General features: G+C 51.3%; 8 protein-coding genes. 3 read left to right on the top strand and 5 right to left on the bottom strand.

Annotated features, from left to right (window positions below; translation table 11 throughout):
- Positions 1 to 326: 326 nt before the first annotated feature.
- The 3 genes from QWF21_RS11455 to QWF21_RS11445 form a co-directional block, all read right to left on the bottom strand.
- On the bottom strand, positions 327 to 938 hold the full coding sequence (locus QWF21_RS11455; protein WP_330088185.1) for a hypothetical protein: 612 nt from the start codon (positions 936 to 938) through the stop codon (positions 327 to 329).
- The gene (locus QWF21_RS11450) at positions 931 to 2,025 is read right to left on the bottom strand and encodes a DUF2235 domain-containing protein (protein ID WP_330088184.1); all 1,095 of its coding nucleotides are present in this window, start codon (positions 2,023 to 2,025) and stop codon (positions 931 to 933) included. The genes QWF21_RS11455 and QWF21_RS11450 overlap by 8 nt, the downstream gene beginning before the upstream one ends.
- 122 nt (positions 2,026 to 2,147) lie before the next feature.
- Complete coding sequence (locus tag QWF21_RS11445; RefSeq protein ID WP_330088183.1) at positions 2,148 to 2,531, bottom strand: MAPEG family protein; 384 nt, start codon at positions 2,529 to 2,531, stop codon at positions 2,148 to 2,150.
- Positions 2,532 to 2,636: 105 nt separating this feature from the next.
- On the opposite strand from QWF21_RS11445, the gene sbcD reads away from it, so the two are divergent.
- Both sbcD and QWF21_RS11435 read left to right on the top strand, forming a co-directional pair.
- On the top strand, positions 2,637 to 3,878 hold the full coding sequence (sbcD, locus tag QWF21_RS11440) for an exonuclease subunit SbcD (RefSeq protein WP_330088182.1): 1,242 nt from the start codon (positions 2,637 to 2,639) through the stop codon (positions 3,876 to 3,878).
- Positions 3,875 to 7,567 (top strand): SbcC/MukB-like Walker B domain-containing protein, encoded by a 3,693-nt coding sequence (locus tag QWF21_RS11435; protein WP_330088181.1) that lies wholly within the window; start codon positions 3,875 to 3,877, stop codon positions 7,565 to 7,567. The genes sbcD and QWF21_RS11435 overlap by 4 nt, the downstream gene beginning before the upstream one ends.
- An 11-nt stretch (positions 7,568 to 7,578) precedes the next feature.
- Here the strand turns inward: QWF21_RS11435 and QWF21_RS11430 are convergent, their stop codons facing one another.
- A complete protein-coding gene (locus QWF21_RS11430; protein WP_330088180.1) occupies positions 7,579 to 8,673 on the bottom strand; it encodes a sulfite exporter TauE/SafE family protein in 1,095 nt (364 codons plus the stop codon).
- 99 nt (positions 8,674 to 8,772) lie between these two features.
- The gene (locus tag QWF21_RS11425) at positions 8,773 to 10,980 is read right to left on the bottom strand and encodes an EAL domain-containing protein (protein WP_330088179.1); all 2,208 of its coding nucleotides are present in this window, start codon (positions 10,978 to 10,980) and stop codon (positions 8,773 to 8,775) included.
- A gap of 527 nt (positions 10,981 to 11,507) precedes the next feature.
- Between QWF21_RS11425 and QWF21_RS11420 the strand changes: the two genes are divergently transcribed.
- Positions 11,508 to 12,245, top strand: a complete 738-nt coding sequence (locus QWF21_RS11420; RefSeq protein ID WP_330088178.1) for a substrate-binding periplasmic protein — start codon at positions 11,508 to 11,510, stop codon at positions 12,243 to 12,245.
- The last annotated feature ends 117 nt before the right edge of the window (positions 12,246 to 12,362 follow it).

Below are 12,362 nucleotides of genomic sequence, written 5' to 3'. Positions count from 1 at the left end.
TCTTCACTCAGCAACCGGTGGTCCAGCGTCAGGTCAATATTGCCTTGCTGGCGGTCTACGGCATAAATTTCCTTGTTGATGGCATCCACATCGCGGTTTAAGCCTGCTGGCTCTGTGGCTTCACCTCCCACCGTAATACTGCCCTGGCCAATGGTGGCTAAGGTGTTATCCAGGCTTTGGCTACTTTCGTTCTGGTAGCTTTGGTAGATTTTTTAAACCGTTGAAAATGCTATCTGGTGTCGAGATGGGATCAGCACTTCCCTGGTTCAGAGAGGGAATATAGGTCTCCCGGTTTGAGGGTACGGATCACTACCAACAACCGAAGATCAAAGTCCATTCCTACGTCTTATTTCTTCCACGTCTTCTTTTAACTCATCCCTAAAGTTATCTGTAATCTCTTTTTGTCTTTCCAACCGTGCTTTTTGTGCTTCTGTGAGGGTCTCTGGATCATAATATGTATCTGTTGTAAAAGGCGTTAGAAACTCGCAACTTCCTTCTCCTTCTGAACAGTAAATCATAGATTTTATTTTCTTACTTCTTATGTTTTCTGACGAATGAATAATCACCTCAACTTGGTGAATTTTAAATTGTGTTAAAGTAATAACGAATTGATACCACTCATTCCTTCTTACACTTGGAACATCACTCCGTAAAATATCAACACTTTCTTTTATTAATTCATCGTCAGAATTCTTCCATACAACCGTGATAGATTCAGGAATAGGTCCAGGCATGGAAGCATGAGTCCTGCCTGGCGGGAATAAATTCTCCTCTGACAACCCAACTATATACCCTCCCCTTACTAACCACTCACCCCACATTCCATACTCCACATAGATTTGCTCATCACTATAATTTTTAAAAGTAATATTATGACGAGTGCTTGAGCATCCGATCAAAAGCATTGAAAAAACGATAATTAGAACTATCTTATCCATTAGGATTTTCTCCTTTTGGGTGATAAACAGGCCGAGATTCACGACCCTGCCATCGCTCCCAGAAATACCTAGAGTCGTGAATGTAATTTTCATCTAATGTTTGCTGCGCACCAGTATCACCAGACGCAGCTGCGTCATACAATTGCTGTAAATCAGCCGGAACCTGGTGTTGCAAAGGTATAGGTAAAAGAGGGGAGTTATTATTTATCGCATTCTCATGCATCCATTGCAAAGGAATTGTCGATAACGTATTTTCTTTCCCTTGACTACCTGGAGCATACCCGCCCCCCACATCCGAATGGGCACCAAAGAAACCTTGTTCCACAACATTAGATGGTGACGTACCATCAGAATAATTTTGGCTTTGTAGGCCAAACAACCCTCTAAACTCATTATTTGCTACTGCATGAAAAACCGGAACCACTTCAGGTACAACAAGGTTATAACCAAAATCAATCTGATTCCCAGGAATACCTGTCGAACTTACTGTATCAAATAAATAAGCTCCATTAATCACAATATTATCCTGAGGGACGCCGGGAAGACCATTTTTCATAATCGTATTAATTAGTTCAACACTTTGGGTAGCTCCACGGCTAAAACCTGTAACATCTATCATTAGAATATGATCACCACCTTGCCACTGATTTGCAATATCTTGCAAAGCCTCATTAATACGAATCTGACCGCCACACCCAGTCAATCCACAGGCAAGCGCAGAGTACCAGCTTGTACCAACCCCCTCATAATATAGCGCCCCATCAGCAGTTGTACTCTGATACAGTTCACTCAAAATAGCTACATTGGTTTCCTCAGCTTTGGCTATATCTGTATATTTATTATTGCCAGTACCATCAATAAAAACACCGACATACTGCATCAACTCTTGTTGCTCTTCTTCTGACAATCCAGCCAGATACTCCCTTAGCATTGCCATAATTTCTGCATTGCTTGCAGCTCGTTTATCTGCACCAGGATCAAGCAATGTCTCAAGGCCATCAACTAAGTCATTGGCAATTATTTCAAGGTTTTCAGGCAACTGATGAAGCTGATCTTTAATTTCCTTGCGGCCTTCTTCACTCAGCAACCGGTGGTCCAGCGTCACAATCAAGGGGTCAGAGTTATTGATACATCGACTTCTTATACAATCAAGGGGCAGAGTCTGAGGGACCCCTTGATTGCCCCCTTGATTAACTCATCTTGATTGACTCAAAACCCGACAAACTGCCACAGCAGCAAACTAGCACTCAACAATAAAACTGCAAAGGTAAGCAGCATGCCAGTAACGCGAAAATTTAACTGCTCTTTTAGCTGGCTCACGCCCCAGGCATGCGATACTCGTGCGGCCAACAAGGTAATACCTAACCCATGCACCAACCAGGCAGCACTCCCCTGTTGCTCGATAAAAAACAACAAAAGCAATGTCAGTGGCACATACTCCACAAAATTAGCATGTACCCGAATGGCTCGGCTTAACTCACTGTGCTTTCCGTCTCCCAGCGCCACCTGAAAGCGCCTGCGCAAACGGATCACTCGAATGGCCAGCACAATGAACAGCAAGACCAGTAAAGCAGCATAGAAAGGTGTAATCATGAATAGAGCTTCCTTTTGTAATGAACGACAGCCGCAGAGATCGTGATCCGACAACAGGTGCTATGGTAGTCTACGACAAAATCTTTAGGTAATCACAAAGTCCGCATGAAAATTATCCACACCTCCGACTGGCACCTCGGCCAAAGCTTTTTCACCAAAAGCCGTAAAGCCGAGCATCAGGCCTTTTTGCACTGGCTGCTGGCACAGGCGAAGCAGCAGCAGGTCGATGCCATCCTGGTGGCCGGTGATGTGTTTGATACCGGCACCCCGCCCAGTTATGCCCGCGAGCTGTACAATGAATTTGTCGTGGCCTGCAACCGGCTGGGTGTCTGCCTGGTGGTGCTGGGCGGCAACCACGATTCGGTATCGGTATTGAATGAATCGCGCCAGTTGCTGGCTTGCCTCAACACCTATGTGGTGGCCAGTGTCACTGATGATCCCGAACAACAACTGCTGACCCTGCCAAAACGCGATGGCAGCCCTGGTGCCCTGCTGTGCGCCGTGCCTTTTGTCCGACCGCGCGATGTGCTGCAAAGCCGTGCCGGCGATAGTGGTCTGGCAAAACGCCAGGCATTGGGCGCAGCCATTTCGCAGCACTACCAACAGCTGTACCAGCTGGCCCTGAGCAAGCGTGAGGCGTTAGCACAGCAGCTGCCGATCGTGGCGACAGGCCATTTGAGTGCTTTGGGAGTCAGTCAGTCCGAGTCGGTGCGCGATATATACATAGGCACCTTGGATGGCTTTGCCGCCGATGCTTTTCCACCGGCCGATTACATTGCCCTTGGCCATATTCACCGGCCTCAAATCGTTGGCAAAAAGCCACATATTCGTTACAGCGGCTCGCCGATTGCGCTCAGTTTCGATGAGCTGGGTAGCAGCAAGCAGGTGCTGCTGGTGCAATTTTCCGATGACAAACTTGAGGATGTGATACCGCTTGAGGTACCACGCTTTCAGGCCATGGCTCTGCTAAAAGGCAATTTGAGCGAACTGGAGCAGCAACTTAGCCAGTACCCGGAGCAAGCAGAGCAGCCTACCTGGCTCAGCATTGAAGTCACATTGGATGATTACCTGCCCGATCTGCAGCAACGGATTCAGGCACTGTGCGACGGGAAAGCGGTGGACGTGCTGCAGCTGCGCCGGGCCCGCAGCAAACAGCGCCAGTCGCTGAGCCAGCAGCAACAGGAAACCCTGACCGAGCTGACTCCGCAGCAGGTGTTTGAACGCCGGCTGGCGCTGGAGCACTTCGACGATGAAAACACCAGTGCCCGTAAAACCCGGCTGGAGCAGCTGTTTACTCAGGTACTGAATGATGTTGCACAGGGAGATAGCGGGGAGAACCCGGCATGAAAATTCTGAGCCTGCAATTTGCCAACCTCAACTCCTTAAAAGGCCAGTGGCGGATTGATTTTACTAAGCCACCTTTTGCCGACAATGGCCTTTTCGCCATTACCGGGCCAACCGGTGCCGGCAAAACCACCATTTTAGATGCGATTTGCCTGGCGCTCTATCACCAAACGCCACGGCTAGGTCTTATCACCCAAAGCAGCAACGACATTATGACCCGCGGCTCTAGCAACTGCCTGGCCGAAGTGGAGTTTGAGGTTAAAGGCAAAATCTACCGCGCCCATTGGAGCATGCGCCGCGCCCGCGGCCAGGCCGATGGCAAGCTGCAACCGGCCGATGTGGAGCTGGCGGAAGTTTCAAGCGGCAAGGTACTGGCCAGTCAGCTAAAACAAAAAAACGAACAGATTGAACAACTGACCGGACTGGATTTTGCCCGTTTTACCCGCTCGATGATGTTGTCGCAAGGCCAGTTTGCCGCCTTTTTGCTGGCCAATGAAAGCGAGCGCGCCGAACTGCTGGAAGAGCTGACCGGCACCGAAATTTATGGCCAGATCTCGATGCTGGTGCACGAGCGTTTCAGCCAGGCCAAACAGCAACTGGACACCTTAAGCGCCAAAGCCGATGGCATGCAGCTGCTAACCGATGCCCAGCAAACCGAACTGAAAACGCAGCAACAGAGCCTGCAGCAACAACTGCAGCCATTGCGCCAGCAGCAAGACAGCCTTCGGGCTCAACTGGCCTGGCATAAGGCCTGCCAACAGGCACAACAGCAGCAACAAGCAGCCCGCGCCGCCTGGCAACAAGCCGAACAAGCGCAGCAGCAAGCTGCCCCGGCACTGCAGCGGCTGGCCGACAGTGAGCCAGCCGAGGCGTTGCGTGGTCTGTATCAGCGCTGGCAAGACAGCCAGCAGCATGCACAGCAGGCTGAAGAGCAGTTAAAAGAACGCCAACAGCAGCAGCCCGAGCAGGAAGCCCGGCTTAAAGCCGCAACCACCGAAATGCAGCAACAGCAGGCTGCACTGCAAGCGACCAAAAGCCAGCACAAAGCGCTGGAGCAGCTACTAAGCGAGCAGGTTGTGCCGCTGGATCTGAGCCTGAAACAACGGACCGCTCAGCAGCAACAGCAGCAGGCAGAGTACAGCAGCCAGCAGCAAAAGCTGCAGCAACTGGAGCAGCAGCTTAAGGATAAAGCCCAGCAGTTGACAGAACTGAGCAAAACCTTGCAGCAATTGAATAGCTACCTGCAGGAGCACCAGGCCGATGCCCAGCTTGGCCGTGAACTAGGCCGCTTGCAACAGCTGCATCGAAGCTGCCTGCAACTGCAGCAACGACTGAGCGAAAAGCAGCAACAGCGGACGGACTGCAAACAGCAACTGGCCGGCAGCAGCGCCAAAGCAGCGGAACTAAGCAACCACTGCCAGGCATTGGAAAAACAGCTGCAACCGGCGCAGCAACAAGTCGCAGAGACACAGCAATTGCTGCAAGAAGTTGGGCAAGGCCGTCCACTGGAGCAGGACGAAGCCGCACGGGATGCCATCAACCAACAGTTGCCCCACTGGCATGCCTTGCAGCAAGTGCAAAAGCATTACCAACAAAACGCCGCCCAGCAGCAGGAAAAGCAGCTGAAGTTGCAGCAAGTGAGCCAAAACCTGCAAGCATTGCAGCAGCAACACCAAAACCTGACAACACAATACCGCCAGCAGCGCCAACTGAGCGAGGCCCTGAGCAAGCTGGTGACGCAAGATGAGCAACTGGCGCAGTACCGCTCAGAGCTTGCCCCCGGCAGCCCCTGCCCGCTCTGTGGCAGCGAGCAGCACCCGGCACTGGATGGGCATGCGTACAACCCGGCGGAGCACCTTCAGCAGCGCGATCAGGCTTTATCTGAACTCAAAGCTCTGGAAGAGCAAGGCAAACAACTGCGGGCGGAGCTGGATAGCTGCCAGCGCCATCAGGCTGAGCTTCAGACGGCCAACGAGCAACTGGTCACTGAGCAACAGCAGCTGCAGCAGGAGTGGCAACAGTGCCTGGCCAGGCAGACCGCCGTACCAACAAGCACGGCGATTGACGACGGCACAGCGCTAAGCGCTCTTTTGACCAGCCAGCAGGCAGAGATCGAGCAGCTAAGCGCCCGTATTCAGCAGCTGCGCGCACTGAACCAGCAATGGCAGCAGCAACAGCAACACTGCCAACAACTGGAGCACCAGCTGCAGCAAGCCAGGCAGCAACACCTGGCGTGCCATGAACAGCAGACACAACAACAAGAGCGCCTGAGTACCGAGCAAACAGCACGAAGTAAGCTGGAACAAGAGCTAAGCGCCGAGTGGCAACACATCAGCCAACTGCTGCAGGCTCAGCAGCAAAGCATGCCAGCGCCAGCTGATTTTGCCGACTTCCTTGTTAAGAAACAGCAGGATGCCGAGCTGTGGCAACACAAACAACAACAGCTGCACGATTTAAAACCGCAGCTAGAGCGCCAGCAAAGCGAGACCCAGTATTTGCAGCAACAGCAGCAGGAGCTGACGGAGTGGCTGCAAAGCCGCAGCGCTTCCCTAAAAGCAAGTGACGCAGAGCTCGGCCAATTACAAAAGCAACGGCAGCAGCTGTTTGCCGATAAGGATCCCGCTGTCGAGCGCCAGCAAAGCATGCAGCGGTTGGAGCATGCTGAGCACCAGCTGCAGCAGGCTGAGCTGCAACGTCAGCAGCAACAACAGGCCTGGGATCAGCTAAGCGCCAGCATCCAAAGCCTGCAACAGAGCCAACAGCAATGGCAAGAGCGCAGCCAGCAGCAGCGCCAGGCGTTTGAGCAGGCCTTGCAGGCTTCAATTTTTGTCGACGAGCAAAGCTTCCTACGCGCCCTGCTCACCCCTGAAGATAAGCAACAACTGCAGCAACTGCGTGAGCAATTGCTGCAGCAAAAGCAACAGGCAGAATTTGCCAGGCAGCAGCTCGATCGCCAGTGGCAGCAATTGCAGGATGACGCCCATGCCAGCCAGTATGTCCAAGCCGATGCCAGCGTCACCGAGCAGCAGCTCGATAGCCTGCACCAGCAACTGGATGCCCTGAACCAGCAGCTTGGCAGCATCAGCAGTCAATTGCAGCAGGATGAGCGGCTTCGCACCGAGCAGCAGCAGTTGCTGTCAGACATCCGCACCAAGCGCGAGCAGCTGGACGATCTCAGCTATTTGCATGGGCTGATTGGCTCACGCGATGGTGCCAAATTCCGCAAGTTCGCCCAGGGGTTAACGCTGGATCATTTGATCTATCTGGCCAATCAGCAACTGCAGCGATTGCATGGCCGCTATCAGTTGCAGCGCAAAGCCGGCGAAGGGCTGGAGCTGAGCGTACTGGATACCTGGCAAGGCGATGCGGTGCGCGATACCCGCACCTTATCTGGCGGCGAAAGCTTTCTGGTCAGTCTGGCACTGGCGCTGGCGCTGTCGGATCTGGTCAGCCATAAAACCAGCATCGACTCGCTGTTTTTGGATGAGGGTTTTGGCACTTTGGACAGCGAAACGCTGGATATTGCGCTGGATGCGCTGGATAACCTCAATGCCAGCGGCAAGATGATTGGGGTGATTAGTCATATTGAAGCGATGAAAGAGCGCATCCCCACCCAGCTGGTGGTGACGCGTAAAAGTGGCCTGGGTGAAAGCCGGCTGGCCAGCCGCTATGCAGTGGCAGCAGCTGATTAGAGCGCGATGTTTTAGACTCCAGGTGCCTTAGAGTCCGCCGGCACTGATGCAGCCTCCGGTTTCAGATCGGCCTTTTGCGCGGCAGCTTGCACTTGCGCAGCCACCAAGCGCTCGCCGGCCAAACGGGCGCCAAAACGGCGCAGGTGTTCAAAGCCAAACAGGCAAATCGCCACTGCCAGCAAAGCTACAGCCATGCCACCGAAACCCAGCACGCTTTGCTCGGAATAGAGGGTCCAGACAAACTGACCAACACAAAGGGTGGATACCACCAGCAAGGTCGGCTTGCGGCCAATTTTCGCCACAATATAGACACCGAGCGGTGCCCCCAAGGCGACCACGGGAGCTGCAGCCAGCCAGTTTTCAAACACGCCGGGCGCAAGGCCAGGGCCAAGCGTTACTTTAATAAGCACGCCAAGCACCGAGGCAAAGGCCATAATCACCACCGAAGTAGGAATAGCGATTTTCAGATCGGCCCGGCTGATCAGCACCAAAGCGGTATAGAGCACCATATCAATGCCGACACCAGTGACTGAGACCACCAAAGCCCCCGCCAGTACCCCGATATTCAGCCCGAGCCGAAAGTCCCAGCGCTCGTCAAATTCGGTCATACCGCTATGGCTGGCAATTTCCTGCAAGCGCCACAGGTGCAGCACACCAAAACTGGCCCACACCACCGCAAACAGCAGTTTGATCCACAGTTCCGGCACCAGAGGTGCTAACAGAAAGATACCCAGCGGCAAGCCCAACAAACAACCCAGCATGGCACCTTTCAGCATAGCCCAGGCGATGGGCTGGCGCCTGGCCAGAATGAAAATACTGGCACTGACCATACCAATGGATTGAATGGCAAAACTAAAATCACGCCCCAGGCTCGCCGGTAGCTCAAACAACAGCACCAACACCGGAAAGCCGACGGTACCACCGCCCATCGGGGTGGAACCGGCTGCGTAGCTGCCAATCGCCATCGCCAGCGCCATTGGCCAGTGCTCCAGCGCCACCGGCCAAAGCCCCCGTCCCAGCACCAAATAGAGCCAGCCGCTGAAAAATAGCACCAGCCAAAGCAACCAGATCCAGAGTCGGGGTTTAGAGGATACTGGCATGGTCATAGGAATAGCTACCTGAGTGCGAACAAAAGATAACCATCATAGTTTAGCCAGGCGCAACTGGCAATCCTGGCTTGTTTGCCAGCCTATCCATCGCTATTTTCAGGCGGGAAGCTGCTTTGCCACACCATGGGATTGCTGTTGTTGATGCTTGATAAGCGGCTTTGGCTGAAAGAGTTTTTGCCGGTTCCAATAGGCCTGGCTGTTAGGCCTGGCAAATAAATAGCCTTGCATGCGTTCGCAGCCTAATCGCAGTAAAAAACGACGCTGCTGATCCGTTTCCACCCCCTCTACCACCAGTTTCAACTCCAGAGCCTTTGCCAGTTGAATGGTGGTTTGCAGCACTTTAACTTGCAGGGCATCATCCGGGACACCGGTTAAGAAACTTCGGTCCAGTTTCAGGGTGGTTGCAGGTAGTTTTGTTAATAAACTTAATGAGGCCTGGCCGGTGCCAAAGTCATCAATCGCCAGGTTAAAACCCAACTTCTTCAGGACACTTAGCTTTTCAAACATCAACTGGCTCTGAATAATGATGCTGGTCTCCGTTAACTCCAGCTCCAGCACATCCACCAGCCATGGCTGATGTGTCGCCAGCGACACCAGTTCAGCAAAAAACAGTGCATCAATAATGTCGGGGCCGGCCAGATTAATGGATAACTCAAATGTGAGCCCTTTGTCACGCCATTGCGTCAGGATCCTGACAGCTTCATTCAGGACAAAGCTCGACAAAGGCACAATAAAACCATATTGCTCCGCCAACTGAGCTACCCGCTGCGCTGGCACAAACTGACCCGGCGCGCGCTCCCAGCGTAACAAGGCTTCAAAGCTGTATACCTGCCCAGCGGCATTGACTTTGGGTTGGAGCCACAAGCACAGCTCATGGGCACTCAAGGCAGCTTTTAGCTCATCCACCAACTGCAGCTCTGCTTTACGCTCTGCGAATGCAACAGGGTTAAATAATGCGACCGGGTTGGTGTGATAATCAGCAAACTCTAAGGCTGATTCACATTGTTCAATGTACTGCTCTATGCAGTTGGATGATGCTGGTGTCACTGTAACACCAAACTCATAAGCCAGGTTTAAGTGCACCTTTTTAACCGGCAAAGCCGTTGGCAGCTGCTGATACAAGCTCTTAGCATAGGCAGCGACATCAGCACCTGGCGGCAAAGGGCTCCATAAAATAAACTTGACCCCCCTGATTCGTCCAATCAGCACTTTGGCAGGTAAAACGGCCCTGGCTTTTTTCGCAAACGCTAAAAGCAAAGCATCCCCGGCACTGTAACCATGTGATTGATTAAACTGTTTGATATTGCAAATCCGCACAATGATCAACACCCCGGACAATCGTTCCGGCTGTTGCTGAAGATGTTTGCTAATTAAGCGGCTATAAAAGCTTAAATTGGGTAAATGGGTCAGTGCATCGTAACTAAGAGAACGCTTTTGCTGCTGCTCATTGCTTGAGATACGATGATTTAACTCGCGCAGCACAGAAATATCTTCCAACTGAAAAATAAGGTGCTTTTTCTCTGTCGTCGCAAGATGCTTCAGGACTATCGAGCTTTGATCAGAAGTCAGGCACTCACAATCCTGAGTCAACCAGAAATCCTGACCAGAGCCATCTTTGTCTTTTGGTGTTAGCACCATAGACAAGTTCATGTCGCTACCATGCTCCAGCTTTAGCAAGCGCTGTGCTTTCGTATTTGCTTTTAAAATAGTGCCATGCTGATCAGTTAATACCGTGGCAAGATGACTGTTTTCAAACACCTCTTCATACAGCTGATTGCTGTGCGTCACTTGCTCGTTCAGAGCCCGTAGTTGGTGGGTATTGCGCTTTAAAGTGGAAAAAACCCGCAAAATCGATAGTGGGATACACAGATTAAAAAACAAAAACAACAAGGTATGGATGTAATGGTGGGTATCAGGTAATTCAATCGAGAGGCTTACAATAGTGATCGGTGTTGGCCAGAACAATAAAAAGGCATAGGGAATAAAGTTTACCAGCATGATGATGATGGTAACCCGGAGAGGGAAAAGCATCAGGCTGATTAAAGGCGCTGCGTAGACAAACAAAAGACCAAGCTTGGATAGCTCAAAATCCTGGACAAACAACACAATACACAAGCCGGCGCCAAATACAGCCACCATCAGCATAATACTGCTGATCAATTGATAACGCAGCGAGAATAGCAACGAAATTAAAAGTGCAGAGTAGAATGCTAATGTAATGGCAATAATATGATAGGCGCCCATAGCATAGGCTTTCAGACTGCTGTGTAAAACAATCCCCCCAACCAATAATACACCCGTCAAGATGATAATTCGTAATACACTGAGGCGTACTGCTTGTATTGAGTGGGAGTTCAAATCTTGCTCTGTTAATAAACAAAAACGCTTCAGACGCTCCAATGCAACACCTCAACCATCATTAAAAACCATCACTCCTGTATCTAACTTATTCAATAACAAGCAATAAAAAATAATACAGTCGTTTAAAACACCACTAACAATACGCCGTAAAGCCTTAGCCTAAAGACAGCTTACCCAGCTGTTTCAAATTTAACAACACATTATTTGTCTATTCACGCCAAACAATGTGCTTAGGCATGAAAAAGTCACTGACCATGCGATTTACAAGCTTGGCTCGGCGTCATTTTATCCTATAATAACCCTATCTATCGGCTTAACCATACCCAATATAGCTTGTTGTAGCAGCCACCATGATGTCGCAGAGCTGCAAAACAACAAGCCAAGACCATCCGGGGGTCTGCCATTTTTATCAACCAACGTCAGGTACCAGATGCAGCGGCAGTATTACCGGATCGGCTGAGATCTCAGCGATGACGCGCATCCTGCCTTTCCTCGCCGTGCTTTTGCTTAGCTTACCGGCTGCAGCTGATAGCTTGCGGGCTCTGATCAGTGAAACCAATACACCGCCATTCATTATTTATAGCCATGAGGCCACTAAAACCGGCCTGGTGATTGATATCAGTAATGAAGTGGCACATCAGTTGGGCTTGGAAATTGAGTACCTTAGCATCCCAAGAGCCAGAACCGAACAGTGGATCCAGACCGGCCAAGCCGATCTATGGTGTTTCACCAGCCCCAAATGGGTCCGTGAACCTGAAACCATGCTCTGGTCTGAACCCTTGTATACCACGGTTGACTTACTAATACGTAAAGCATCCACAGCACCCTTTCGTCAGTTGGCTGATTTGTATCTTAAAAAAATAGGCACCTCCAGAGGTTTTCACTACCCGGAGCTGGAAGCGTTATTCGCCACAGCCGGTGCCAGCAGAGATGATGCCCTGAGCCTGAAAGAGAATTTGCAGCGGCTGCAGCTGGATCGGGTGGACGTGGTAATTGCCGATGACTTTTCTTACAACTACTACATGAATGCCAATAAAGATTCTGCAGAGACCCAGGCACTGGCAGCTGACCAGATCTGGTCTTATGCCCAACCCAGCTATTGTGCCATCAGCAACACCAATCCACTCAAAGCCGAAGCCATCCGCCGGGTATTAGCCGACATTCATGCGAATGGCAGCATTGAGCGTTGGTTACGCCACTATTTTTGACTTTAGTTCCTCATACTGGCACCGTTGAAAGCGAACCGATCAGCGGTTATGGTCTTTTGCTCCAGCTTTGCATTTACTGCCAGGCTAAAGGTAGTCCAGTCATTCTCCAGCTTTACA

This window comes from Alkalimonas mucilaginosa (assembly GCF_036327005.1).
GTDB classification, from domain to species: domain Bacteria; phylum Pseudomonadota; class Gammaproteobacteria; order Enterobacterales; family Alteromonadaceae; genus Alkalimonas; species Alkalimonas mucilaginosa.
This window is presented reverse-complemented; position numbering and strand designations above follow the sequence as displayed.

Coding starts and splice junctions, on each gene's coding strand:
- QWF21_RS11435 (WP_330088181.1), top strand. CDS start 3,875: ATGAAAATTCTGAGCCTGCAATTTGCCAACCTCAACTCCTTAAAAGGC.
- sbcD (WP_330088182.1), top strand. CDS start 2,637: ATGAAAATTATCCACACCTCCGACTGGCACCTCGGCCAAAGCTTTTTC.
- QWF21_RS11445 (WP_330088183.1), bottom strand. CDS start 2,531: ATGATTACACCTTTCTATGCTGCTTTACTGGTCTTGCTGTTCATTGTG.
- QWF21_RS11430 (WP_330088180.1), bottom strand. CDS start 8,673: ATGACCATGCCAGTATCCTCTAAACCCCGACTCTGGATCTGGTTGCTT.
- QWF21_RS11420 (WP_330088178.1), top strand. CDS start 11,508: ATGACGCGCATCCTGCCTTTCCTCGCCGTGCTTTTGCTTAGCTTACCG.
- QWF21_RS11455 (WP_330088185.1), bottom strand. CDS start 938: ATGGATAAGATAGTTCTAATTATCGTTTTTTCAATGCTTTTGATCGGA.